Source organism: Collinsella aerofaciens (assembly GCF_039758815.1).
Taxonomy (GTDB): domain Bacteria; phylum Actinomycetota; class Coriobacteriia; order Coriobacteriales; family Coriobacteriaceae; genus Collinsella; species Collinsella aerofaciens_BP.
Genome location: NZ_JBDMSK010000011.1, coordinates 36432 through 60236 on the forward strand (window position 1 = coordinate 36432; position 23805 = coordinate 60236).

Below are 23805 nucleotides of genomic sequence, written 5' to 3' on the forward strand. Positions count from 1 at the left end.
AATCTGTAATTGTTTATCGTTTATCGTTAAGTATGTTATAAAATTTAGTATCATCCAAGACATTGGTTGGAGGAGCTATGATCCGCTGGAACGCATCCAAATCGAATGAAGCCATCGACCGTGAACAGGCAATAGCCAATCTGAGGAAGCTCACTCGCTACTGCAAATGGGCCACAATCTGCACCGCCGTGGCGCTCGCTCTGGGACTCCTCGCAGTCATTGCAATCTACGATCTACTCATATTGCCTAGCCTCTCCCAAGGGTTCTGTCTCCAATCCGTAGAGCTTGAGGCTGGCGAAGGGCCAATTCTCGCTCTCGTCGGCGCCGATGAACACACCCCTCTTATGCTTGTCGCGCACGACGGTCATACTGCCATAGGGAGCGCCATGATGACATGCCTTGCGTTTGCCATCGTGCTAAGCGCATACAGGTTTTTCTCCGCCATTGAAAAGGCGGGCAGGCCCTTTGACCTCGAATGCATCCGCATACTACGTCAAATAGGACATTTGTTCCTTATTGGCGGCGTTGCTGTGAAGCTTCTTTGTGCCATAGTCACGGGGCTGATACTCTCAGGATTTGGCGGCAACTTTACGGATGCGCTTGGCGGCCAGCACCTCGACCTCTCTATGGTCTTTGCAGGCCTGATTATTAGCCTGATTGCCAGCGTCTTCCAGTACGGGTGTATCCTGCAAAAACAAGATGACGAGTTGCTCTAGGGGGAATCCATGATTATTCTGCGGCTCGACCGCATGCTTGCCGAACGCAAGATCTCATCTAAAGAGCTTGCGGAACGTGTGGGCATCTCCCAGGTCAATATGTCACGCATTAAGACGGGTAAGGTTTCTGCCATACGTTTTTCAACTCTAGACGCGATATGCCGAGCACTCGACTGCCAGCCGGGCGATGTACTGGAATATATACCTGACGATGAAGCCGATAGCCTCTTTGGGCTTAAAGAGTAATATCAAGCGCCTTGCCGCCGGTACCCACAACGCAAAAAGCCCGCCAGAACGATCCGTTCTAGCGGGCTCAATCAGATATATCGGCTTCGTACTCGAAGGCTCAGGCAATCTTTACGCAAACAGGCCGTAGATGCTGATGTTGGCCTTGGCGTAGAGGCCGTTAGCATACTCGGTCCACTTGGAGCTAGCGCTCGAAGCCTGCGAGGAATACTGCTGGTAGGCGGTGTAATAGGCGGTCATGGCCTGCTTATAGGTAGCGCTATCGGCCGTAAAGGCATCGTCGGCGAAGGCCTTAGCGTAGGTGCTATCGGCGTCCTTCCAGGTGCCCTTTTCGCTATCCCACTCGTCGCCGGCAAGGTTGATGATGTAGTCGGCGTAATCCTTGCTCGCGGTATCCTCGTTGCCGTCAGAAGGCTCGGTCGGAGCGGTCGGCATGCTTGCGGAGCTGTCGCCCACCTTCTTCTTATAGAGCTTCTGCAGCGTCGCGGACTGGCGGACAATCTGCTTGGCCTGGTCCTTGGACACGCCATACTGCGTGGCCATGGTGTCGTAGTCCGAAGTGCCGATGGAATCCTCGGCGTACTTCTTCATCTCCTTGGAAGAGACGGTAATGCCCTCGTCCTCGGCGGCGTCGAGCAGGATTTTGTTACGCACGTAGGAAAGGATGACATCGGCGGAAGGGGCAGTGTAGTTGCCATCGCTATCCTTGACGGTATCGAGGCTGTACTGGCTCTCGATGGCCTCGCGCGCGGTGATGTCGCTCTTCTTGCCGTTGTAGCTATAGCTTGCCACGGTCGAGTCGAGCTGGTCCTCGGTCAGGGTCGACGAGCCAATGCCCTTGCCGCCAAAGCCACCGTTGCCGATAAAGAAGCCGACCACGGCAGCAATCACGACGGCAACCACAAAGGCGGCGATCATCGTCTTCTTGTGCTTGGATGCGTGGTCGTCCTCGTCGGAACCCAGGATATCGTCGTCCTCGTCCTGTGCCTCGGGCATCAGGTTCTCGTCGGCGGCGTCCGCGGCGATCTGAGCCTCCAGACGGGCGTCTTCCTCCTCGGCCGTCGTACCGGCGGCAATGTGCTCGGCAGACGTACCGGCGACCAAGTCGATCTTCTCTTCCTCGTCACCGTCGGGACCTTCGCCGCGCTCGATGATCTGGATGCCGTCGATCTCGTCCTTCTCGTCCTTCTTTTGAATCAGACCCATATCAGTTACTCCTTGTTAGGAAACATAGTCCCCAATAGAATACGCCCGACGGAGCGCCGGGCGTATTGATTCTTAGGTTATACGCAAACACTTAAGTACTATTTAGGCGTTTGCGGGCCGCATGCCTTAGGCGAGGTGCGCGATAACGGCATCGGCGAATGCCTGCGTGCCCACGGCGCCCTCGACGGAGCCGGTCTGGGCGCGGCGCACGTCACCGGTGACCTGCTCGCCCTCGTCGAGCGTGGCAGAGACGGCCACGCGAATGCGATTGGCCGCGTCGTTCTCGCCCAGGTGATCGAGCATCATCGCAGCAGAGAGGATCTCGGCCGTGGGGTTGGCGATATCCTGGCCAGCGATATCGGGCGCGGAGCCGTGCGTTGCCTCGAAGATGGCGCAATCGGCACCGATGTTGGAGCCGGGAGCCATGCCTAAGCCGCCCACCAGGCCGGCGCACAGGTCACTGACGATGTCGCCGTACAGGTTGGGCAGCACCAGGACATCGAAGTCATTGGGGTTCTGGACCAGGCCCATGCAGGTGGCGTCGACGATCTTGTCGTTGAACTCGATATCGGGGTAGTTTGCGGCCACCTCGCGCGCGACGCGCAGGAACAGGCCGTCGGTCGCCTTCATGATGTTGGCCTTGTGCACGGCCGTCACCTTTTTGCGGCCACAGCGGCGGGCATACTCAAAGGCATACTCCACAATGCGGCGGCTCTTGGCGATAGAGATCGGCTTAATCGAGATAGCGGAATCGGCAGCGAAGGTCTTTTGGCCCGAGCGCTCGACGAGCTGCGAGAGCTCCTCGACCTCGGCAGCGCCCTCGTCGAACTCGATGCCGGCGTAGAGGTCCTCGGTGTTCTCGCGCACGATGACCAGGTCGACATCGCGGAAACGAGAGCCGTCACCCGGCTGCGACAGGCAGGGGCGCACGCAGGCATACAGGTCGAAGTGCTTGCGCAGGGCGACGTTGACGCTGCGGAAGCCCGTACCGACCGGCGTGGTGATGGGGCCCTTGATGGCAACCTTGGTCTCGGCGACCGCATCGAGCACGTGCTGGGGCAGCGGCGTGCCAAACTCGTCCATGACGCCGGCACCGGCCTCCTGGACGTTCCAGTTGATCTGGACACCGGTGGCCTCGACCACGCGGCGCATGGCCTGGGTGATCTCGGGACCGATACCGTCACCGGGAATCAGGACTACATCGTGCGCCATAATCTGTTACTCCTCGTCTTCGGCGTCGTCAGATTTTTTAACGCTAGCACGCTTCTTCTTTTTGGAGAGATCCAGGCCGAAACGTTTAACAAGCATTTCGCAAATCTCGCTCGAACGGGCCTTGAGATAGCTGCCCTTGCCGTTCTCGGCATCGAACTTAAGGCGCAGCGCGAGCTTCTCGGCAACCTCGGCGTCGATCTCGCCCTGGCCAAACTCGTACAGGCAGCCTAGCATGTCACGGTACTCAAGATCGCCGTGGTAGCACTGGATGGCCTCGTCCAGAATGGGCCAAGCCTCGCGCGAACGCTCGACGCTCGTGGCGCCCCACACGCACAGCAGGCGGAAGGCGGCATAGCGCAGCGTGGAGGAAAGCTCGTCGAACAGCGCGGTCTCGGCGCCCTCAAAGGCATCGCCCATCTGCTCGGGGCAGGTGGTGGCGAGCGCCGTCAGGGCATCGAGGGCCTCCCAGCGGGTCTGAGCCTCGGGGCGGTCGAGCGCCTCGATCAGCGCGGGCACGCAGGGCACGACGCGCTGCGGATCGCGCTCGGCGAGCAGGTGCAGCACGCGGGCGGCAAACTGGCGAATGCGGCGTGTGGGGCAGCCGAGCTCCTGGACCAGGCGGTCGACGGCGTTCTCGTTCTCCTCTGCCAGCTGAAGCTGTGCCAGCTCCTCGTCGGTGAGCTGTTCGTCTTTGTTTTCTGCCATAGTTACCTCTTCTTACTATTTCTTGGCGTGCTTACCAGCACCCTTGCTGTCATCGGTGACCGAGATGAGCTGTCGGTCGGCCGCGCCATTGCGACGTGCACGGCGGCGCTCCTCGGCATCGCCCGCATCGGCCGCGGCGCGATGGGCCTTGTTGACGTTAAAGACCTCATCGTGCTTGCGCCACGGGCCGACGGACTCGCCAAAGCTCATCTTAAGGCCGGCGATAAAGCCGCCGAGCCAGCCGATCGGTGCAAACTGCACCAGCGGGAACAGCGAGAACACCCAGGTCAGCAGGACAACTGCCGCCGCACCCGCAAAGTTGGCAATCCAGTAGTCGCGCTTGGTGATGACGCGCTTTTCGCAGGCCCACTGGCCGCACAAGAAGCCAATGTAGATCGCAAAGATAAAGAGCACCAGCGCGAGCACCACGAACGTCCAGCTCATGGGCGCTACTCCTCGTGATGGTGGCCGCAGCAGCACTCGTGGCCGTCATCGTGGCCGTGGCCGCCGCAGCACTCGTGGTCCTCGCCGTGGTGGTGGCCGCAACCGCACTCGTGGTCGTCGCCGTGCTCGCCGCAACCGCAGCTGTCCTCGTGGGCACCGTGCTCCTCGGGACGATACTGCGACCAGTCAAGACCGGCGGCGATGGCGTCGGCCTCCTCCTTGTAGAGCACCGTGATGGCCTGGGTACCCAGCTTGGCGCCACCGATGGCGTCGAGCATGTCGTAGAGCGTAAAGGCCACGTCAGCACCGGGCAGCGCGAGCTCGCGGTCGTCGGCGTAGGCGAGCGCCAGGCGCAGGTCCTTAATGAAGTGCTCGACCATAAAGCCGGGCTTGTAGTCGCCGTCGAGCGCCTTGGGCGCCAGGCTCTCCATGGCGCCGGACTTGCCGGTGCCGCCCAGGATCATCTCGCGGGTCTTATCCAGATCCAGACCGCTCAGCTCGGCAAATGCCAGCGCATCGGCCATGCCGACCATACAGGCGCCCAGCGACACCTGGTTAGCAAGCTTGGCAGCCTGGCCCTTGCCGGCGCCATCGAAGCAGCAGATGTTGGCCGCAAAGGTGGCAAGGATGTCGCGGACCGGGGCAATGTCGTTCTCGGTGGCGCCCACGATAGCCGTGAGCGTGCCGGCGATCGCGCCCGACTCGCCGCCGGTGACGGGGCAGTCAAACGCCATGCGGCCGGAAACCTGGGCGGCCTCGGCAATGTCGCGCGCGAGCTCGGGCGAGCTCGTGGTGAGGTCGATCAGGACTGCACCGGGCTTGGTGCAGGCCAGCAGGCCGTCGCCCGCCAGGTAGAGCTCCTCGACCTCGGAGGGATAGCCCACCATGGTAAAGACGACGTCGGCGTTCGCCGCGGCATCTGCCGGCGTATCGGCCCAGACGGCACCGCGCTCAACGAGCGCTGCAGCCTTGGACTTGGTGCGGTTGTTGACCGTGACGGGATAGCCAGCGTCCAGAATGTGGCCGGCGATGGGGGCACCCATAATTCCGGTGCCGATAAATGCGACAGAGAGCTTGTTTGCCATGAAACCTTTCCTTTTAGGTTGGGTGTTATTACCAGGTTGAATACTCGGTGCCAGCGTTTGAGCTGTGAGTCGAGGGCGATTACGGACGCGTTACTTGCCTACTGACCGCGCACGCGGCGGGCGATGCGATCGGGAAGCGACGCCTTGTCGGCGCGGTTCTTACCCCAAAACGCGCAGGCCACCATGCCGGGGCCCACGTGCGAGCCAATGGTGGGACCCACGGAGCTGCGAATGATCGTGACGTCGGCGCAGCCCTCCTCCTTGCGGATGGCAGCTTCGAGCCAGTCGCCGTCCTTCTCGGCATCGGCCGTCATGATTGCGATGGGCATGGTGCGGTCGGGCACGTAGTTCTCGCGGAACGACTTGAGAATGGACTTGAGCGCCTTCTTGCGGCCGCGGTTGACGCCGATCAGCGACAGCGAGCCGGCAAGGTCGTAGGAGAGCTCGGGCTTGACATCGAGCTTTGCCGTGAGCTGCGCCGCCGCGGGCGGAATGCGGCCGCCGGCAGCTAGTGCGTCGAAGCTCTCGAGCGTAAAGTAGCCGTGGACGTAGGTCTTTGCCTCGTTTGCCCAATCGACCAGCTGCTTGGCGGTCAGTCCCGCCGAACGCTGGCGCACGGCCTCGAGCGCCAAGAGCGCGCCAGTCGCGCAGGGCAGAGCGTTGTCGACCACGTAGAGCTCAAAGTTGGGATACTCGGCACGCACGGCGTCCGCCGCCTGGCACGCGGAGTTGTAGCTCGACGACAGCGCCGAGGTAAAGCACAGGTAGACCGTGGGCGTGCCCTCTTTGGCGCACTCGGTAAAGAACTCGATATAGCGACCGAGCGACACAGCCGAGGTGGACACGTGGGCACCAGCGCGCATGCGGTCATAGAACTCCTTGGGCGCGATGCTCGACCAGATGTCATCCGTGCGCTCCTCGCCATCGATAATGAAGGGGAAACCCAGGATATCGACATCGAGGTTCGCGGCGACCTCGGGGCTAAAGTCGCAGCAGGTATCGACGACGATGCGGCAACGGTCCGAATGACCGGTAGATGCGGCCTTGTCCATCAAAGCGACTCCTTACGTAAAAAGGCGGCCACCCGCATGGGATGGCCGCCAACCGTTAACTCATGCAAGTTAACGTATTTTACTCGTCAAGTGTTTCGATACGGGGCTTGATGATGCCATATCCACCATTCTTACGGTGATACACCACATTGATGAGGCCAGTCGTCGCGTTCTCGAACACGTAGAAGTCGTGACCGAGCAGATCGGTCTGCACCAGCGCCTGCTCCTCAGTCATCGGGGTGACATCGATGACCTTCTCGCGGACGAGCAGGTCGTCCTCCTCCTCGGGCAGCAGCAGGTCGGCCAGATCCTCGACGCGCTCGACCGGTGCGACATCCGCGGCGCTGGCACCGCCCTGGCGGTTGTCCACGACCTTGGTCTTGAACTTGCGCAGCTGACGAGTAACCTTATCGGCGGAGAGATCGATGGCGGCATACATATCTGCGCCGTGCTCGGCAACGCGAATCACAGAGCCGCGGGCACGAACCGTGACCTCGACGATTGCCGGGTTGGGGTTCGAGGGGTTCTTCTCGTAGCGAAGTACAACGTCGACCGTCATGGGCTCGATGTCGAAAACCTTGAGCGCCTCGCCGATCTTCTCATCAACATGCGCACGCAGAGCATCGGTTACCGTCGTCTTGCGTCCAGAAACCTTGATATCCATACGTGGCTCCAATCTGCCTCGGGGACTTACTGTACTGGCTATGTACCCATTGCCGTGTATTTAATCACCCGGATTCTCAAAGACCCGAATAACGACTGCTTGATACCGCATACCGAAGTCTCGCACTTTTCCGTGGCAAAGTGCGCTATAGGAAGACGTCGGCGGCGTTGGATTTTTTTCTGGAAATTGGCTTTGACCTGCAGGTTTTATCAAAATAGAAAAGCCGGGCTCCCCTACTTGGGAGACCCGGCAACGCGTGTTGAAACCGTGAAGAAGCGCCTCATTTAATGCACGGAAGACGCCACCCCTACCAATAACTAGCTATTGAGCTTGTTGATGTCATCGTCGGTGATCGTGCCTTCTTGGCTAGATGACGAGCTGTCGCCGCTGTCATCAGAGGCCTCGTCGTCGGAAGACTCGGCCTCGTCGGATGTAGAGTCGGATGCCTGCATGTTGACGCCCGAAACGGTCTTGGCGGTGAGGTCGTAGGGCATCGTGCCGTACCAGACGGAGTGGACGGCCTCGAGGGTACCGTCGACCGTGATGCCGTCGAGGGCATCGCTGACGGCGCGGCACAGCTCATCGTTGGAGGCAAGGCCCGCGACGCCGAGCGTCGCGGGCGTCTCGAGCGTGCCGACATACGAGATCTGGTTCATCAGGCGCGCGAGGTAGCCGCCGGCCGTGGAGTCGCAAATCACGTAATCGACCTCGCCGGACTCGAGCGCCTCAAAGCACTCGTTGATGTTTGAGAAGGTCTTTTGATTGGCCGTGATGCTCTGCTTGGCGAGCGCCTCCTGCGAGGCCGAGGACGTCTGGACGCCCAGGGTAGCGGTATTGAGCGTGTCGGTGGAGACGTTCAGGGACTCTCCGTCGCTGGTCTTGCCAAACACAGCGGCGGCGTCGTACAGGCAGGTACCAAGCGAGCTGATGCCATCGTCCGTGGACTTGATGTTGCCAATGAAGATGTCGGCCTTCTTGTCGCTGAGCACGGAATCGGCCGAGGACGCATCGACAAAGGCAACCTTGAGACCCATACGGCATGCGAGGGCGCGGGCGGCATCGACCGCATAGCCCGTGAGGTTTCCGTCGGCGTCCTGCATAGCCTGCGGGGCGTCGGACGTATCGAGGGCGACCGTCAGGGTTCCCGGCGTGACTAGGGCATCGTCCGACACCGTGGGCGTGACGGCCTCGTACTCGATTTGGTCGATCGTGGGCGTCGTGAACGTGGAAAGTGGATTGAACGCGCATCCACTCAGGCCCAAAACGGCAATGACCGCCGCGGTCCCAGCGCCTAACCGAGCCGCGTGCATCAAGCTGCCCCTCACCATGTCCACTACCCTGCCTTCTATGTCGTATACGATCCGTGCCTTGCGCGGAATATCTGGTTGTTCCCACCAGCTGACCTGGTATTTGACCCCACACTTGCGCACCGGGGCGTTTGCTCGGGAGGCCGCAGCCACCTTCACGACTGGCCCGCTCGCCCGCGAGGCGGTATTGCCCCAAAGAAAGTAGAACGGACGGTGCGGCTTACATCTAGGACGCGCCATGATCGCGCCGCGCGCACGCGGTCGCTTACGTGGATCCCTTTGACCGCGTCTGTCTTGGACTAGGATGGACATTTCGTCCGTCCGCAACCACAGCCTGGCAGGAACGTAGCGCATTATAGCTAAGTTCAAGCTATAGTTTAAGGTTAGGGGCGTTATTCGCATCGCGAGTACAGATTTCGCAGGTCAGGACGGGCCGCACGCGCTCTGATTGAGCCCGTCGCTCCCCTATGGAAAGCCCCAACACACCCGTCTTAGGGCGCCGTGGCCAAAAAATAGCAAATATGAGTACTGTTACCAATTTAGTAGCAGGAGTTTTTGGCTCTGCAAGCTGTTTTCACGCTCTATAACGTCAGATTGATGCCAGGATATTCCACATTTGTTTAATAACTTTCTAATTTACCCCATCTTCCAGTCCCAAAATCCCTGATTTTGATGTTACTGAATTTGTAGCAGTACTCATATTTGCTATATTTTGGCCAGAGCATATATCCAACCCCCTGTTTCAGAGCATTGTTAGGCGGGTTTAAGCCCAAAACACGCCCGCAGCGTGTTAAGCAGCGCCTCTTGCTTTTTCCTGCGGGCATCGACACGATTCCGGTACCGCTTTCGCATACGCTGGTGCATGCGCCATGTGAGCGCCTCCATTGCTTCCATGTCGCAGAGTATCTCGTTATTGACCGTCGCGACCTCGATTCCCATAGTAATCAAGCCCGTGTTGCGTTTTTCATCATGGATACGTCCCCTCCGGGAGGAATGGCCCAGCTCACCGTTGTATTCCAGGTCAAACTGGGCTGCTTCCTGATACGCATCGCAAACTGCATGCGGCATCCCCGAGATTGCCTGCGCACGGTCATCGAACTCGATCTTGTAGTCGGTCTTAAAGGGACCGCAGGCAAATCCGCCATAGGAAAACGGAAGCGAAAACAGAGCGAGCATGATGCACTCCATGGGCGAGCGCAGGTTTTCTGACAAGTAGGGACACAGACGCTGCAGTTGTTTGGCCGCATTCCCCTTGCATACCGCGAGGTAATCTGCCAGACGATCGGGCGTCAGCACCGGCTCAACCTCAAAGTAGCCCACGTCTGCTGGCTGGTCCTTGTCCTTTGCAAGTTTATTCGTAACGGGCGAGGTGTAGGGAGGCAGATACTTCCCGCGGTCACTCAGCGAAATCTTAGAGCACAGCTCCTGGGCCAGGGCAAATGCCTGGATACAGCCGACCTCGCGCGCGACGGCTACGCAAAGGGCCTCGGGAGATAGACTGTACACCCCCGGTTCCACCTCTAGAATCGAGCCGGCGGGCAACTCGGAGCATACGGACCAGCTCACGCCAAGAATACGGCGGCGCTGCGCTGCAGACCCTACCAACAAGCACAAATCCTCTTGCACCTCGCCGCTTGCGGCCCCAATCCGCACCAAATCGGGAAGATAGATGTCCTCGGTCGAGGGCGACGACGTGCGCAGCACACGGCGCTCTTCATCGGGATCGAGGTCCCTCCAGCTGATGTAACCCATTTGTCGGCGCTCGGCGCGCATCATGCGCAGCGCCGAGGCGCCGGTCAGGATTACGGAGGCCGCCAGTTGCTCGCTTGTCGGCTCGATGCGTCGCGCCATCTTCACTGCCACAAAACCACCCCTACCAAACGCGTGCGACAGCGAGACCATCGACTGCTGCGGCGCCGGCACGCTTGAGCTCCGCCGAGGCTGCTGCCATGGTCGCGCCCGTGGTAATGACATCATCGATGAGCAGCAGGCGCTTGCCCCGCACATCCTCGACCGTCTCGTACATGCCCCGGGCATGCTCCCGACGCTCATCGCGACCGAGCTCTCGCTGGTCACCATGACCGTATTTGACCAGGGCGTCCAGCAACGGCACACCCGAAAGATCGCAAAACGAGCGCGCAATGGCCTCCATATGATCAAAACCACGCCGCCGAAACGCTACCGCCGTCGCAGGCACAAACACCACCGCATCCGCACCGGACAGCACACCTCCATAGCGATCGGGCGCTACGACCTGGGCATGCAGGGCGGTGTCGTAGAGCAGCTCCGCCAGATACGGAGCCAGACGTCGCTCGCCCGCATCCTTGTACGCTTTAATGATGCGCGGCAGCGGATGCGCATAGACGGCGCACGCCAGGCAGCGGTCGAGCGCCTCCGCCATTGCCGAGGACGTGCCCTCGACCGAACACTCAGTGCACAGCAAATCCCCAAACGGGGCGCCGCATCGGGTGCAGCTATGACGTGGGTCGATGAGCGTGAGCGCAGTCAGGCAGTCTTGGCAAATAAGCGTACCGGCGCGCTCGCAGCCGGCACATCGTGTTGGCGACAATGCCTCGAGCGCCTCGCGTGCCACCCACTCGGCAAACGGTAGCAATTCGTCCGCAAACGGTAGGGCGCCGGCGCCCAGTAGACGGCTCAATATGTTCAGATGGCTCTTCAAGACACAACCCTCCCTACGTTCGGTCGCAGGGAGGGTTGTTGATTCGGCGCTATGATACCCCGATGCGCTCGGGGCAAGGCGGGCTAAATCCGCTCGCGGGCGTTATTCGCCGGCGGGCGGTTGTGGTGCGGACGAAGACGGGGCCGAGCCCTCGCCACCATCCTGGCGCGGCTTGCGGGAACGGCGACGGCGACGGCGCTTTTGACCCTGGTCGGCCGAGCCCTCGCCACCGCGATCCTCGCGCGGCTCGCGCTCGTCACGAGCGGCGCCACGCGAAGCCTTGGCAGCCGCTCCCCCGCCATCTCCGGGACGACGGCGCGTAACCTTGACCTCGCCATCCGAGACCTGATCGGCCACGGAGGGCACTGAGGGCTTCTGCTGCGCGCCCGAGGAATGGCGACGGCGCGGACGCGGCGCGCGCTCCTCCTCGCCACGTGACTTGCCGCCCTTGTCGACAGGCGCGTCGGAGGCCGAGGCGCCCTTGGAAGCGGCACCAGCCTCGCGAGCAGCTGCGGCGCGGAAGGCGTCCTCGCGCTCCTCGCTCGACAGATGACGGCGGCGGCGACGTGTGGGGTTCATGCCACCGCCGCGATTCTGCTGCTGGGGCTGCTGAACCTCGCGCTCGCGAGAAGCGTTCTTGCCCGCGGGAGCGGCCTCGCCGGCATCGCCCGAACCCGCGCGCTTGCGGCGGCGACGTCCACCGGCAGCCTCCTCGGCCTCGGGTGCCTCGGCCTTGCCGCGACCCTTACCGCGGCCGCGACCCTCGCCCTGGCTCTGAGCAGCTCGGGCATCGGAATCGGCATCGCGACGACGGCGCTTGGGCATCGACGTACCGGCCAGACGGTCGGCACTCGACAGGCCATCGCCCACGTCGACGCCGTTCTCGCGATCGAGTTCCATGAGCGCCAGGCGCATCTCGGGCGACTCGATGCGCTCGAGCACGTCACGCGTCACGCAGTCGGGGCGGCAGTTGCAGCCCTGCTCGGCAGCCTTCTTTTTGCAGCCCTCCGAGCACGTCATATCGACTAGGTTGACCTTAAAGACCTTGCCGTTCTCCAGGCGCAGCACCAGCTGCTCACGCGGCGTGTCATACTCCTGAATACGCGCCTTGCCAAGCGGCGTATCGATGAGCGTCTTCTTTTTGGGCGCACGGCTCTTAAAGTCCTTGTACGCCTCGAACTCATAACGCAGGCAGCACATCAGGCGGCCGCACACGCCGCTGATCTTGGACGAGTTGAGCGGCAGGTCCTGCTCTTTTGCCATGCGAATCGAGACGGGCTCAAACTGTCCGCCAAAGCGCGTGCAGCAGAGCTCCTGTCCGCACTGGGCATAGCCGCCCACCAGACGGGTCTCGTCGCGCACGCCGATCTGGCGCATGTCGACGCGAATATGCAGCGTCGAGGACAGGTCCTTGACGAGCTGGCGAAAATCGACGCGCTCCTCGGCCGCAAAGTAGAACACGGCCTTCTCGCCGCCAAACAGGTACTCGACGCCGACCGGCTTCATCTCGAGGTCGAGCTCCTTGACCAGGCGGCGGAAGTCGACCATCGCCTCGTCGCCTTGGATGGCCAGGTCGTCGGCAAGCTGCAAGTCGATGTCGCTCGCCACGCGCAGCACGGGCTTGAGCGGCTGACCGATTTCGTCGAGCGGCACCTCGAAGGGGTCGGCCGTAACCAGGCCGATCTCGGTTCCGCGCTCGGTGGAGCAAATGGCATAATCGGCCTCGAGGATATCCAGATCCTGCGGGTCGAACCACAGGTCGCGCGAGGCGTAGGTAAACTTAACGGGTACGACTAACGGCATTTCAGTGCCTTCCTGATATCGAATAGCATGACCTCGATGGCCAGCTGGGGAGTAACGTTTCTGGCGATGTTGCGCTCGGCGGTCGCGACTGCCTCGAGCGCCTGGGTGGCACCCGCAACATTGGTCGCGGCGGCAAGCCGACCGATCGTGTCGCGCACGTCTTCGTTCACCACGTCGGCTGCCTCGTCCTGAAGCGTCAGTAGCACGTCGCGCATGAGCGTCCGCGCGCTCGCCAGCGCTTCCATGATACCCGAACGCTCGCGCGCGTTGAGTTCGCGCTTGTTGCGGTCCTCAAGCTGCTTCAATGCTCCACGCGACAGGTAGTCGGCGTTTTGCTCGAGCACCTTTTCCTGCGTGGACTTGACCTCGGCGAGCGGCGCCTTAACGGCGACGATGAGCGACTTGGCGCGGCTGAGCACGTCGGCCTCGTCGGCGGCGATGAGCGAGTCGATGGCGCGAACCATCTGACGGCGGGCGTCCTGGCGCTCGGCGCTCTTGAGGAACTCGATGCCACGCGTGGGACTCCCCGCCACGGCGACGGCCATGCGACAACGCGCAATATCCTGACCGGTGGCGCGGCTCACGGCCTGCGCGGCGACGGCGGGCGACACCAGCCGAAACGGCACGCACTGGCAGCGGCTCACGATGGTGGGCAACATCACGTCTGCCGAGGTGCCCAGCAAGATAAACATAACGCCCTCGGGCGGCTCCTCGAGTGTTTTGAGCAGTGCGTTGGCGGTGTTAGCGCGCAGCTGCTCGGCACGGTCGATGATATAGACCTTGGCCTTGGCGCGGATGGGCGCCAGTGGCACGTCATCGAGCAGCTCACGGGTCTGGGCAATGAGGTAGCCCGTGGCACTCTCGGGCGTGTAGTAGTGCACGTCGGGGTGCGTATGGCGGGCGACGCGCACGCAGCTATCGCATGAGCCGCAGCCATCCTGCTCGCACAGGAATGCCTGGGCAAGCGCCCACGCGGCATCGAGCTTGCCCGCGCCGGGCGCGCCCAAAAACAGGTAGGCGTGCGACGCGCGACCGCTCGCGACGGCATTGGTCAAAAAGTCGCGCACGCGCTGTTGGGTGTCGAGCTTGGCCAGCAGGCTTGCCTGAGCGGGGGCCATGTTACTCGGCCTCCTGGGCAAGCGCGGCGGTGACGGCGTCCTGGGAAATGTCGAGGCCGTAGGCGCGTACCTGCTCGACCGTCTGCGCGAAGACGTCCTCGATGGACGCGGTGGCGTCGATGAGCTTTACGCGGTTTGGTTCCTCGGCGGCAATGGCGCAAAATCCCTGGTAGACACGCTCTTGGAAGGCCATGCCCTTAGCCTCCATGCGATCTGCCGCGCCACGGGCTGCCATGCGCAGCGCCGCCTGCTCGGGCGTGATGCGATAGACGAGCGTGAGCGCCGGGTGCGTGCCCGCGACGGCCAGGTTGTTGGCATCGCGCACCATCTGGCGATCGAGGCCATCGGCAAACGCCTGGTAGCAGGTCGTGGAATCGTAGAAGCGATCGCACAGGACCACCTTGCCGGCAGCGAGGGCGGGCACGATGACCTCGTGCACCAGCTGGGCACGCGCCGCCTCGTAGAGCAGCAGTTCGCAGGTGTCGCCCATCGCCGTATTGGCGGGGTCGAGCAGCAGAGCGCGGATCTTTTCGCTGATGGCGGTGCCGCCCGGCTCGCGCAGGTTCACAACCTGGTAGCCAGCGAGCTCGAGCGCACGGGCAAGCAGGCGCGCCTGCGTGGACTTGCCGGCACCGTCGACGCCCTCGAGCGTGATAAAGCTATGTTGAGCGGGCTCAAAAGCCATGGGCGCAGCCCCTTCCTACAAGGCGCGTAAATGCAGATATACCAACCAAGCCATGATACCCCAGTGCTCGGTGCGTCCCCAATAGCTAAAGTGCCTTTCCAAAGTTGCGGTGAAATAGGGACTGACTGAAGCTCCGAGACCGCCAACAGTCCCTATTTCACCGCAACTTATGATGGGGAATTTTGGACGCTGGGTATAATCGTCGTATTGCATTGAAATGTGGCGAAAGGAGTGGCAATGTCTCGGTATTGCGCCTCGTGCGGCAAGCTTCTTGCAGATAATGCCAAGTTCTGCACCTCGTGCGGTGCACCCGTTGAGCAAACAACCGCGAGCGATAGCCAGCCCGCTTTTGAGCAGACAGGCTCCCTTGATACGCCGCAAGCCAAGGCGGACGACCCCCTCGCCTATCGCCCCGACCCCGCCGCAAGCCCCGCGGCCGTCGAGACCACGCAGCGCATACCCGTCGCGAGCGGCTCGCCCCAACAGCAGCCGGCTCCCGCATACGCGCCCGCTTCGCCACAGACCCCCGCTCCCAAAAAGAGCGGCATCGGGCCGCTTATCGCCGTTATCGTTGTGCTGGTGGCGATCATCATCGCCCTGGTCGTTTTCTTTGTGATCAAGCCTTTCGACAACGCCGCCACGCAGACGACTGCCGAGGTAGCTAAGCTGCACCATGACGTCGACGACGATGACCTAAAGCCTCTCGGCGATCCCAACAGCCTGTACGACGATGATGACGATGACGATGACGACGAGGATGGCGGCGAAGCAACGCTCTCCGAGCAGAATCTCTACCGCCGACTGAGCGAATACTACGACCTGCTCGAAGACCTCGACAACTACGTCCGTGGCTGCGCGCAGAACTTCAACGGCAGTTATCTGGAAGAGGATCGAACCGCCCGTCAAAATCTCGCCGACGTCGCCGAGCGCACGGAGGACACCATCGAGCAGTATTACGACATCGTCGAGGACCTAGACGTTCCGACGAGCTCCAAGAACTACAGCTCCTGGAAGGACATCATCGCCCTGTACGACGACCTGGATCACCGCATTGACGCAATCTGTGATGCCTGGGAGATCAGCCTGAAATACGCCAAGCCTGCGGACCACAAGAATGAGATCGTGGCGCCGCTGTCGCGCGACAACGTGGCGGGCACCAATGACAATAAGTACCGCCTAGATTTTGAGGAGCGCTATCCCAGCGCCAAGCCTGTCGAGGTGAAGTAATCCCAACAACTGATCAAAACTTGCGGTGAAATAGGGATTGATTAGGCCTTTTGCCAGCAAAAACAGTCCCTATTTCACCGCAACTTAGAAGTGGGGCCGGGTGCACATTTGCATTTGCGCGCCCGGCCCCGCCTTGTCTATATGTGCTCGGATATGCGCTCGGTTACTTGTCGGCGGCTGCTTTCTTGGCAGTCGACTTCTTCGCGGTCGTCTTCTTGGCGGCAGTGGCTTTCTTAGCCGTCGTCTTCTTGGCGGCAGTGGCTTTCTTAGCCGTCGTCTTCTTGGCCGCCGTCGTCTTCTTGGCCGCGCTCGCCTTGGTCGTGGTCTTGCGACCGCGGGCGGGCTTCTTCTCCTTGGTCGGGCAGTCCATGTTCACGCAGATGCGCCACGGACCGCGCGCCGTGTTGACCACCACGATGGGGGCGCCGCACTCGGGGCAAGTCTCACCCGTCGCCTCGAGCTTACCGCGCGCCGGCAGAGGATAGCTCACGCCGCAGTCATCGTAGTTGGTACAGCGGATAAAGCGCTTGCCGCTCTTCTCGCTCTTGTGCGCGATCAGGTCGCCATGGCGTCCGGCCTCGGCGCACACCTTGCACTCGCCCACCTTAAGGTCAGGCTCGTAGTTGGTGGGGCACGTGGGGTTCACGCAAATCTCGAAGGCCTTCTGGCGGAACGGCTGGCACTTAATGCGCGGCGCGCCGCACTCGGGGCACACGGCTGCCTCGCCCTCGAGCGGGCTCACCTTGACGCCGCTCGGCACCGGATAGGTCACGTCGCAGTCGGGCCAGCCCATGCAGCCAATGAAGCTGCCGCGGGTCTTGGCACTCGTCTTCATAACCAGGTCCTTGCCGCACTTGGGGCAAGCGCCCACGCGCGCATCGGCCGTGACGGCGTCGCTGATGGCGTCGCCCAGCTCCTGCGTATGCTTGAGCAGCTCGTCGAGCACGCCGGCCAGCAGCGCGCGCGAATGGGTCACGACATGCTCTTCGGTGTCCTCGCCGCGCTCCACGCGAGTCATGTCGCCGTCGAGCTCGCTGGTCATATCGGGGCTCGTGATGCGCGGGGCAAACTGCGACAGCGCGTCGATGATGGCGATGCCTAGCTGGCTCGGCTCCACGGGATCGTTTTTGAGGTAGCGCACGGCGTACAGGCGCTCGATGATGCTCGCGCGCGTGGACTTGGTGCCCAGGCCGCGCTTTTCCATCTCCTGCACGAGCTTGCCCTGGCTGTAGCGCGCGGGCGGCTCGGTCTGCTTGGCCTCGAGCTTAATGTCGAACACGTCGACCGTATCGCCCTGCTCCAGCGGCGGCATCTGCTCATCGCGCTTAAGGCCGTACGGATAGGCCTCGCGGAAGCCAGGGGTCACGAGCACGTCACCCGAGGCCACGAACGGCTCGCCGTTGACGTCGAGCTCGAGCTTGGTGTTCTCAATGGTCGCAGGACCCATAAGCGTCGCCAGGAAGCGACGGGCGATGAGGTCGTAGAGCTTGCGCTGACCGCCGTCGAGCGTGGACGGATCGCCCTCGCCCGTGGGATAGATAGGCGGGTGGTCGGTGGTCTCGACCTTGCCGCGCGTGGGCTTCATGGGGCCGGCGAGGACCTTTTTGCATACGGGCGCCAGCGCCGGGTTGATCTTTGCAAGGTCACTCACCACGGCGCCCAGGTCGAGCGTCGCGGGGTACACGGTGTTGTCGACACGCGGGTAGCTGATGAGGCCCGCCATGTAGAGGGACTCGGCGATGCGCATGGTACGCGCAGGCGAGATGCCCTCGGCTGCGGCGGCAGCCTGCAGCGAGGTGGTCGCAAACGGCGTGGGCGGCTGCTGCTTGCGCGAGCGCTTGGTCACCGCGGCGACGGTTGCCGTCTTGGCACCGTCAACGTGACCGTACGCCGTCTCAGCAGCATCCTTGTCGGTAAAGCGCGCCGTCTTGTGCGCGATCTTAAAGCGATCGTCCTCGGCAGCGCCTTGCGCGGCACCCATGCCGCGAATCTGCCAATAGTCCTCGGGCACAAACGCCATGCGCTCGCGTTCGCGCTCGACCACCAGGGCAAGCGTCGGCGTCTGCACGCGGCCGGCGGAACGCACGTTGCCAAAGCCGCCAAACTTGGCGAGCGTCAGGTAGCGCGTGAGCACCGCACCCCAAATGAGGTCGATGTGCTGACGGCTCTCGCCGGCGTCGGCCAGGTTCTGGTCGAGCGAGACAAGGTTATCGAAGGCCTGCGTGATCTCGGCCTTGGTAAACGAAGAATACTGGGCGCGGGCGACCGGCAAGTCGGGCGCCACCTCGCGCACCTTGTTGAGGGCGTCCGAACCAATCAGCTCGCCCTCGCGATCGAAGTCCGTGGCGATGATGACGCTGTCGGACTTTTTGGCGAGGTTCTTAAGCGAGCGGATGAGTTCCTTCTCGGCCGGCAGCTTAATGACGGGTGCCCAGGTGAGATAAGGCAGGCTCTCGAGCTTCCAGCCCTTGATGGAGATGCCATCGGCAAGAAACGGCTTGCGCTTGGTGTCGTAGGGCGGACGAGCCAGGCCATCGGGCATGTCGGCCGGCAGCATCTCGCCGTCCTCAGTAACCGAATACCAGCCCAGCTTTTTATCGAACAGCACGCTGTCGCAAAAATCGGGCGCAAGGATGTGACCGGCAAGACCGATCGTCACGCACTCCTCGCCCTTCCACTCAAAACGGTAGATGGCGGTGTTGTACACCTTGTCCTTTTTGGGTCTACCCGTGGACAGACGCTCGGCAATCTGCCGCGCGGCGTCGTTTTTCTCGGCGATGATGAGCTTCAAAAGAGGCTCCTATCTCGTATCTCTACGGCTACGCCCGCCCGTATGGCGGCCGACTTACGCCCTTGCTTGCTCGATCTGCCCGATGAGCCAATCGCACCAGGCATCCATGCCCTCGCCCTTGCGCGCGCTCACGGCAAACCGCGGCGCCTGCGGATTGAGGTCATCGAGTGTCTTAGTATACCTATCCATGTCAAAATCGAAAGCCGGGGCCACGTCGACCTTATTGAGCAGCTGCGCGCCGGCGTGCTGGAAGATGCCCGGGTACTTGATGGGCTTGTCGTCGCCCTCGGGCACCGAGAGAATCATGATGGACAGGTTCTCACCCAGGTCAAAGTCGACCGGGCAGACCAAGTTGCCCACGTTTTCGATAAAGATGACGTCGATGTTCTCCAGACCGACGGCCTGGTCGAACGCGTCAACGGCCTCCATGATCATGTTGCCCTCGAGGTGGCACAGGCCACCCGTGTTGATCTGGATGGCGGGCATGCCGGCTTCCTTCATGGTGATGGCGTCGACATCCGAGGCAATATCGCCCTCGATGACGGCACAGCGCAGGCCAGCCTTGTCGCGCAGGCGCTCGTTGGTGCCCAGGATCGTGGTGGTCTTGCCCGAACCGGGGCTCGACAGCACATTGATCACATAGGTGTTTGTCTCTTTAAATCGCTGTCGCAGCTGATCTGCCAGGCGCTCGTTGCGCGACAGGATCGGCGACGCGATATCAATCGTTTTCTCAGCCATACTTGGCACTCCTTACTTTGGCCCCTTTATACCCCATCACCAGATGGCTAGCGGGCTAATCGTCGGGGGTTTCGATTTCGATACTCGCGATATCGAGCTCGCGGCCGTGCAGTAGGCGCACGTTGGCACCACCACACTGGGGACAGCGGCAATGGAAGCGGTCGTGCTCAAAGACCTCCCCGCAGTCCAGACACTCGCTTTGTGGATGGACTTCCTCCACGGCAAGCTCGCAGCCTCGCGTGAGCGAGTCCTCATCGCGAAATGTCTCCCACGCAAAGTCGAGCGCCTCGCGCACAACTTCGGTCATATCCCCGATACGCAGCGTTACCAAAACGGCGCGCGAGGCCCCCGCCCCACGCGCCGCGCGAATCACTGTATCGAGTATGCCGTTGACAATGCCAACCTCGTGCATACCGATTTACTCCTCGTCGTCCTCATCGTCCGAGAACAGGTCCAGACGGCTCACAAACAAGCCCTCCTTGCCCTCGCGCGCGGTAATGACCACGCGGGCAATGGCGAGCGAAATCTCGTAGAGCGAGAGCAGGGCACCATACATGAGGCCCAGCGTAACGGGCGAGCCGTCGGGCGTAATCACAGCCGAGCCCACAAGCAGGCCAACGTATACGTAACGCCAGGCACCGCGGAAGGCCGCGTAGGACACGATGTGGAAGACGGACAGATAGAAGATGATGAGCGGCAGCTCAAACGCCACACCAAAGCCGATCATAAAGAGCAGCTCCATGTTGACGTAATTCTCCAGATCGGGCAGCGCCGTAGCGACGGCCGAGGTCTCGCCGATGAGCCACTCAAAGCCCGCAGGAATGATGATGAAGTAGCAGAAAATTGCGCCCAGGAAGAACAGCACCGTCGAGGCGAGCACCGTGGGCACGACCCATTTGCGCTCGTTGGGACGCAGTGCCGGCAGGAAAAATGCCAGAATCTGCCAGATAATCATGGGTGTACACATGACCACGGCCATCTTGATGGCCAGCGAGAAACGCAGGCCAAAGCCGCCGAGTGTGGTGGTGATGTAGAACTTACCGTCCGGCACAAAGGAGCGGATGGGGTCTTCCAAGATGTCGAGCACCACAGGCGTGGCGAAATACAGCACGATGGCGGCGGCAAACACCGACACAACCACGATGGTCAGGCGGCGACGGAGCTCTCCCAGGTGATCGAAGAGCGGCATACGCGCAGGTCCGATAGGCATTACTCATCGCCTCCCTTCGGGGCATCGGCGGCAGCGGCGTCGCCCTCGGCCTCGAGCTCGCGAGCGAGCTGGTCGACGACGGCCTTGCGCTTGCGGGGACGACGGGCGTAGAGGTCGGCCGTCGTGGGCTCTGCCGGCTCGGGCTCGGACTCCGGCTCTGCAGCAGGCCCGGGCTCGACGACAGGCTCGGCGGCAGCGGCAGGCTCGGCACCCTCGGCCTCGGACTCCTCAGCAGCACCCTCGCCCTCGGCGGCAGCCTCGCTCGCGGCCTTCTCGGCAGCAAGACGGGCGCGACGCTCGGCAAAGGTCTCCTTCTTGGCGGGAGCTGCCGTCTCGGCGGCATCCTCGTCCGCATCGGAATCGTCGTCGGTCGCAGCAACCTTCTTGGGCTTGACCGGAGCCGAAGCGGCCTCACTCACCGGATCGATAATCTCGGACTGAACAACGGCCGTCATCTTTTCCTGCGTCTCGCGGAACTGACGGATGGCACGGCCGATCGTGCGGCCCATCTGCGGGAGCTTATCCGGGCCAAACAGCAAAAAGCCGAAGACCACGATGATCGCGAGCTCACCCTCTCCAATACCAAACACACATACCTCCAAGGCTCGATGTGAGTCGAGCCCGCACCGCGCCATTCGGCCGGAACTCGTCTATTCATTCGGTCAAGTATAGCGCCCGGACGCCAAAACGTCCGAGCGCATCACAAACATATGCCAAACGGCACGCCCTTTTGGGGGCAAAGATTATGCAGCGGTGATCGAAATCTCCTGGTCGACACCTAACAGCTGGACCACGCGCATCACCGGGGGCTGCACATTGGTGCAGCTAAAGCGCTTGCCGTGGTCGACCGCGTGGTGCGCGGCGCCCACGAGCACGCCAATGCCCGTCGAATCGATGTAGCTCACCTGGGCAAAATCGAGCTCAACGGCCTCAGTGGGCTGCTCGAGCGCCAGGTCGATGGCATTGCGCAGGCTATCGGCGTTAGAGATATCGATCTCGCCGGTTACCTTAATGGTGTAGAGCTCTGGCGTGGGGTTGGTGGAAATACCCAAATCCATGTATACGCTCCTTTACATATCGAAAGTGCTGATAGTACGGGAAGCCGCGCGTTAGGCGCGCTCGGCACGCGCAAGCTCGGCAGCGACCAGCTTCACAGCCAGCACCAGCACATCGAGCGCGGCCTCCAGGTCCTCGACCGTGGGATAGCTCGGCGCGATGCGGATGTTGGTGTCGCGCGGATCCTTGCCATAAGGCCAGGTGGCACCAGCCGGTGTGAGCTTGACGCCCAGGTCGGCACAAAGCGCGGCGACCTTTTGGGCCGAGCCCTCGGGACCATCGAAGCTCACAAAGTAGCCGCCGCGGGGATGCGTCCAAGTAGCGCAACCCGTATCGCCCAAGCCCTCGGTGAGCTTGCGCTCAACGGCCTCAAAGCGCGGGCGCAAAAACTCGGCATGCTTTTTCATGTGCTCCTTGACCGCCTCGATGGTGGGAAGGAAGCGCACGTGACGCAGCTGGTTGAGCTTATCGGCACTGATGAGGCCGGCCTTCAGGCGCTTGGAGAACTCGGCGATGACCGCGGGGCTCGCACCGATAAAGCCGATACCGGCGCCCGGGAAGGTGATCTTGGACGTCGAGGCAAAGGCCACCACGCGGTCCTCGGTGCCCGCCGCGCGAGCGAGGTCAAAAATGTTTGCGAGCTCATCGGTCTCGTCGGTCTCGTCGTACAGGTCGTGCACGCAGTAGGCGTTGTCCCAGAAGATGCGGAAATCGGGCGCGGCCGTGGGCATCTCGACCAGGCGACGCACGGTGTCCTCGCTAAAGGTGATGCCCGTGGGGTTGGAATACTTGGGCACGCACCAGATGCCCTTGATGGAGTCGTCGGCGGCAACCAAGCGCTCGATCTCGTCCATGTCGGGGCCGTTGTCGGTCATCGCGACGGGGACATTCTCGATACCCAAGTCGGCAGTGATGCCAAAGTGGCGGTCGTAGCCGGGAACAGGGCACAGGAACTTGACCTTCTTGCCGTCATGCGCGGCCTCATAAGCCTCCCAAGGCTCGCTACCGCACGAGCCGCAGCGCCAGAACATGCCGGCGATATCGTGCTCGATCAGCAGGCTCGACGAACCCAGTACGAGCGTCTGCTCGGCGGGGCAACCCAGGAACTCCCCCGCCAGCTTGCGTGCCGAGGGAATGCCCTCAAAGCAACCGTAGTTGGAGCAGTCGACGTTGCCGTCGTGCAGATCGGCATCGGCATTGAGGATATCGAGCATGGGTCGAGAGATGCCCACCTGGGAGGGCGACGGCTTGCCGCGGGCCATGTCGAGCGCCAGGCCCTTGGCCTTGACCTCGGCGACCTCGGCTTTGAGCGCCTCGATGGCGGCATCGAGTTCGGTGGTTTCCATCTTCTGGTAGATCGTCTGCATGGGTGCGACCTTTCGCGAAGCGGGACGTTGCAGTTCGTCTAAGTATAGACCGCCACTGCCGCAACGGTATGAAGCCGTGATAGATTAAGTCCATCGCAATGAATTACGACATCGCCGCGCATGCCGGCGTGGGGCGCCCAAGGAGGCACTATGGAGTACGGATCGTTCCAGGCCGAGGAATTCGGCGACCTGCAGCGCCTGGTCGACGGACTGTTTTATGACCGCCGCGCCATCGACCGCCTGGATCTCATCGTGCAGGCCGAGATCTTGGACCTCGCGCCCGACCTCATGGAAATCGTGAACCTTTTGCCGCCCGGCTACTACGACCGCCAATCGCTTTGTGACCAGCTCAACTCCGCCTTGGCCGCCCACGGCTGGGGCGCCGTCTACGGCACCGTGGAATGAGCCTCGAGGCCGGGTCGCGCGCGCAGACGTGGTGTAAGAGTGTCCTGAGGTCCGTCGCTGCAAGTCCCGATGTTACTCCTTCTTGAGG

At 61.9% G+C, this 23805-nt stretch carries 24 protein-coding genes; 4 read left to right on the forward strand and 20 right to left on the reverse strand.

The window, feature by feature from the left end:
* Nucleotides 1-77: 77 nt before the first annotated feature.
* Nucleotides 78-716 (forward strand): hypothetical protein, encoded by a 639-nt coding sequence (locus ABHT90_RS06350; protein ID WP_346981974.1) that lies wholly within the window; start codon nucleotides 78-80, stop codon nucleotides 714-716.
* A gap of 9 nt (nucleotides 717-725) precedes the next feature.
* Entirely contained in the window at nucleotides 726-962 is a 237-nt protein-coding gene (locus ABHT90_RS06355; RefSeq protein WP_195246903.1) for a helix-turn-helix domain-containing protein, read from the forward strand.
* A 111-nt stretch (nucleotides 963-1073) separates the two neighbouring features.
* Here the strand turns inward: ABHT90_RS06355 and ABHT90_RS06360 are convergent, their stop codons facing one another.
* The 13 genes from ABHT90_RS06360 to tmk all read right to left on the reverse strand — a co-directional run bounded on the left by ABHT90_RS06360 (nucleotide 1074) and on the right by tmk (nucleotide 14923).
* Nucleotides 1074-2168, reverse strand: coding sequence for a hypothetical protein (locus ABHT90_RS06360; protein WP_346981975.1), 1095 nt, complete (start codon nucleotides 2166-2168; stop codon nucleotides 1074-1076).
* 126 nt (nucleotides 2169-2294) lie between these two features.
* Complete coding sequence (locus ABHT90_RS06365) at nucleotides 2295-3380, reverse strand: isocitrate/isopropylmalate dehydrogenase family protein (protein WP_117646243.1); 1086 nt, start codon at nucleotides 3378-3380, stop codon at nucleotides 2295-2297.
* 6 nt (nucleotides 3381-3386) lie between these two features.
* A complete protein-coding gene (locus ABHT90_RS06370; protein ID WP_346981976.1) occupies nucleotides 3387-4085 on the reverse strand; it encodes a HEAT repeat domain-containing protein in 699 nt (232 codons plus the stop codon).
* Between the two features lie 15 nt (nucleotides 4086-4100).
* Nucleotides 4101-4529, reverse strand: coding sequence for a hypothetical protein (locus ABHT90_RS06375; protein WP_118206488.1), 429 nt, complete (start codon nucleotides 4527-4529; stop codon nucleotides 4101-4103).
* A 5-nt stretch (nucleotides 4530-4534) separates the two neighbouring features.
* The gene (locus ABHT90_RS06380) at nucleotides 4535-5614 is read right to left on the reverse strand and encodes an NAD(P)-dependent oxidoreductase (protein WP_346981977.1); all 1080 of its coding nucleotides are present in this window, start codon (nucleotides 5612-5614) and stop codon (nucleotides 4535-4537) included.
* A 98-nt stretch (nucleotides 5615-5712) separates the two neighbouring features.
* A complete protein-coding gene (locus tag ABHT90_RS06385) occupies nucleotides 5713-6666 on the reverse strand; it encodes a DegV family protein (RefSeq protein ID WP_346981978.1) in 954 nt (317 codons plus the stop codon).
* Nucleotides 6667-6745: 79 nt separating this feature from the next.
* Nucleotides 6746-7330, reverse strand: coding sequence for a ribosome hibernation-promoting factor, HPF/YfiA family (gene hpf / locus ABHT90_RS06390; protein WP_035137685.1), 585 nt, complete (start codon nucleotides 7328-7330; stop codon nucleotides 6746-6748).
* A 317-nt stretch (nucleotides 7331-7647) separates the two neighbouring features.
* Nucleotides 7648-8658 carry a substrate-binding periplasmic protein gene (locus ABHT90_RS06395; protein WP_346981989.1) on the reverse strand — a complete coding sequence of 337 codons (1011 nt, stop codon included), beginning with the start codon at nucleotides 8656-8658 and terminating at the stop codon, nucleotides 7648-7650.
* Between the two features lie 732 nt (nucleotides 8659-9390).
* Nucleotides 9391-10500 carry a hypothetical protein gene (locus ABHT90_RS06400; RefSeq protein ID WP_346981979.1) on the reverse strand — a complete coding sequence of 370 codons (1110 nt, stop codon included), beginning with the start codon at nucleotides 10498-10500 and terminating at the stop codon, nucleotides 9391-9393.
* Between the two features lie 10 nt (nucleotides 10501-10510).
* Complete coding sequence (locus tag ABHT90_RS06405) at nucleotides 10511-11317, reverse strand: ComF family protein (RefSeq protein WP_346981980.1); 807 nt, start codon at nucleotides 11315-11317, stop codon at nucleotides 10511-10513.
* 102 nt (nucleotides 11318-11419) lie between these two features.
* Complete coding sequence (locus ABHT90_RS06410) at nucleotides 11420-13120, reverse strand: PSP1 domain-containing protein (RefSeq protein WP_346981981.1); 1701 nt, start codon at nucleotides 13118-13120, stop codon at nucleotides 11420-11422.
* Nucleotides 13111-14238, reverse strand: coding sequence for a DNA polymerase III subunit (locus ABHT90_RS06415; RefSeq protein WP_346981982.1), 1128 nt, complete (start codon nucleotides 14236-14238; stop codon nucleotides 13111-13113). Before ABHT90_RS06415 ends, ABHT90_RS06410 begins: the two co-directional genes overlap by 10 nt.
* 1 nt (nucleotide 14239) lies before the next feature.
* Nucleotides 14240-14923, reverse strand: coding sequence for a dTMP kinase (tmk, locus tag ABHT90_RS06420; RefSeq protein WP_346981983.1), 684 nt, complete (start codon nucleotides 14921-14923; stop codon nucleotides 14240-14242).
* A gap of 237 nt (nucleotides 14924-15160) precedes the next feature.
* On the opposite strand from tmk, the gene ABHT90_RS06425 reads away from it, so the two are divergent.
* Nucleotides 15161-16150, forward strand: coding sequence for a zinc-ribbon domain-containing protein (locus ABHT90_RS06425; protein WP_346981984.1), 990 nt, complete (start codon nucleotides 15161-15163; stop codon nucleotides 16148-16150).
* Between the two features lie 163 nt (nucleotides 16151-16313).
* Here ABHT90_RS06425 and ABHT90_RS06430 read toward each other — a convergent pair whose 3' ends face one another.
* The 7 genes from ABHT90_RS06430 to ABHT90_RS06460 form a co-directional block, all read right to left on the reverse strand.
* Nucleotides 16314-18941: a DNA topoisomerase I gene (locus tag ABHT90_RS06430; RefSeq protein ID WP_346981985.1), complete on the reverse strand. Its 2628-nt coding sequence runs from the start codon at nucleotides 18939-18941 to the stop codon at nucleotides 16314-16316.
* 54 nt (nucleotides 18942-18995) lie between these two features.
* A complete protein-coding gene (hypB, locus tag ABHT90_RS06435; protein WP_138374518.1) occupies nucleotides 18996-19679 on the reverse strand; it encodes a hydrogenase nickel incorporation protein HypB in 684 nt (227 codons plus the stop codon).
* A gap of 55 nt (nucleotides 19680-19734) precedes the next feature.
* A complete protein-coding gene (hypA, locus tag ABHT90_RS06440) occupies nucleotides 19735-20091 on the reverse strand; it encodes a hydrogenase maturation nickel metallochaperone HypA (protein ID WP_117817250.1) in 357 nt (118 codons plus the stop codon).
* A 6-nt stretch (nucleotides 20092-20097) separates the two neighbouring features.
* Nucleotides 20098-20889 (reverse strand): twin-arginine translocase subunit TatC, encoded by a 792-nt coding sequence (gene tatC, locus ABHT90_RS06445; RefSeq protein WP_022093860.1) that lies wholly within the window; start codon nucleotides 20887-20889, stop codon nucleotides 20098-20100.
* Nucleotides 20889-21479 (reverse strand): twin-arginine translocase TatA/TatE family subunit, encoded by a 591-nt coding sequence (locus ABHT90_RS06450; RefSeq protein ID WP_346981986.1) that lies wholly within the window; start codon nucleotides 21477-21479, stop codon nucleotides 20889-20891. The genes tatC and ABHT90_RS06450 overlap by 1 nt, the downstream gene beginning before the upstream one ends.
* A gap of 153 nt (nucleotides 21480-21632) precedes the next feature.
* Entirely contained in the window at nucleotides 21633-21947 is a 315-nt protein-coding gene (locus ABHT90_RS06455) for an STAS domain-containing protein (RefSeq protein ID WP_035137695.1), read from the reverse strand.
* A 51-nt stretch (nucleotides 21948-21998) separates the two neighbouring features.
* Nucleotides 21999-23312, reverse strand: a complete 1314-nt coding sequence (locus ABHT90_RS06460) for an aspartate aminotransferase type Ic (RefSeq protein WP_346981987.1) — start codon at nucleotides 23310-23312, stop codon at nucleotides 21999-22001.
* A gap of 150 nt (nucleotides 23313-23462) precedes the next feature.
* Here ABHT90_RS06460 and ABHT90_RS06465 point away from each other — a divergent pair, with 150 nt between their 5' ends.
* The gene (locus tag ABHT90_RS06465) at nucleotides 23463-23717 is read left to right on the forward strand and encodes a hypothetical protein (RefSeq protein ID WP_040359778.1); all 255 of its coding nucleotides are present in this window, start codon (nucleotides 23463-23465) and stop codon (nucleotides 23715-23717) included.
* The last annotated feature ends 88 nt before the right edge of the window (nucleotides 23718-23805 follow it).

What these genes read in the sequence shown, in the direction of transcription:
- ABHT90_RS06410 (WP_346981981.1), bottom strand. Translation starts at nt 13,120, where the DNA reads ATGCCGTTAGTCGTACCCGTTAAGTTTACCTACGCCTCGCGCGACCTG.
- hypB (WP_138374518.1), bottom strand. Translation starts at nt 19,679, where the DNA reads ATGGCTGAGAAAACGATTGATATCGCGTCGCCGATCCTGTCGCGCAAC.
- ABHT90_RS06350 (WP_346981974.1), top strand. Translation starts at nt 78, where the DNA reads ATGATCCGCTGGAACGCATCCAAATCGAATGAAGCCATCGACCGTGAA.
- ABHT90_RS06360 (WP_346981975.1), bottom strand. Translation starts at nt 2,168, where the DNA reads ATGGGTCTGATTCAAAAGAAGGACGAGAAGGACGAGATCGACGGCATC.
- hypA (WP_117817250.1), bottom strand. Translation starts at nt 20,091, where the DNA reads ATGCACGAGGTTGGCATTGTCAACGGCATACTCGATACAGTGATTCGC.
- ABHT90_RS06380 (WP_346981977.1), bottom strand. Translation starts at nt 5,614, where the DNA reads ATGGCAAACAAGCTCTCTGTCGCATTTATCGGCACCGGAATTATGGGT.
- ABHT90_RS06385 (WP_346981978.1), bottom strand. Translation starts at nt 6,666, where the DNA reads ATGGACAAGGCCGCATCTACCGGTCATTCGGACCGTTGCCGCATCGTC.
- ABHT90_RS06460 (WP_346981987.1), bottom strand. Translation starts at nt 23,312, where the DNA reads ATGCAGACGATCTACCAGAAGATGGAAACCACCGAACTCGATGCCGCC.
- tatC (WP_022093860.1), bottom strand. Translation starts at nt 20,889, where the DNA reads ATGCCTATCGGACCTGCGCGTATGCCGCTCTTCGATCACCTGGGAGAG.
- ABHT90_RS06465 (WP_040359778.1), top strand. Translation starts at nt 23,463, where the DNA reads ATGGAGTACGGATCGTTCCAGGCCGAGGAATTCGGCGACCTGCAGCGC.
- hpf (WP_035137685.1), bottom strand. Translation starts at nt 7,330, where the DNA reads ATGGATATCAAGGTTTCTGGACGCAAGACGACGGTAACCGATGCTCTG.
- ABHT90_RS06415 (WP_346981982.1), bottom strand. Translation starts at nt 14,238, where the DNA reads ATGGCCCCCGCTCAGGCAAGCCTGCTGGCCAAGCTCGACACCCAACAG.
- ABHT90_RS06370 (WP_346981976.1), bottom strand. Translation starts at nt 4,085, where the DNA reads ATGGCAGAAAACAAAGACGAACAGCTCACCGACGAGGAGCTGGCACAG.
- ABHT90_RS06395 (WP_346981989.1), bottom strand. Translation starts at nt 8,658, where the DNA reads ATGGTGAGGGGCAGCTTGATGCACGCGGCTCGGTTAGGCGCTGGGACC.
- ABHT90_RS06365 (WP_117646243.1), bottom strand. Translation starts at nt 3,380, where the DNA reads ATGGCGCACGATGTAGTCCTGATTCCCGGTGACGGTATCGGTCCCGAG.
- ABHT90_RS06375 (WP_118206488.1), bottom strand. Translation starts at nt 4,529, where the DNA reads ATGAGCTGGACGTTCGTGGTGCTCGCGCTGGTGCTCTTTATCTTTGCG.
- ABHT90_RS06355 (WP_195246903.1), top strand. Translation starts at nt 726, where the DNA reads ATGATTATTCTGCGGCTCGACCGCATGCTTGCCGAACGCAAGATCTCA.
- tmk (WP_346981983.1), bottom strand. Translation starts at nt 14,923, where the DNA reads ATGGCTTTTGAGCCCGCTCAACATAGCTTTATCACGCTCGAGGGCGTC.
- ABHT90_RS06455 (WP_035137695.1), bottom strand. Translation starts at nt 21,947, where the DNA reads ATGGATTTGGGTATTTCCACCAACCCCACGCCAGAGCTCTACACCATT.
- ABHT90_RS06425 (WP_346981984.1), top strand. Translation starts at nt 15,161, where the DNA reads ATGTCTCGGTATTGCGCCTCGTGCGGCAAGCTTCTTGCAGATAATGCC.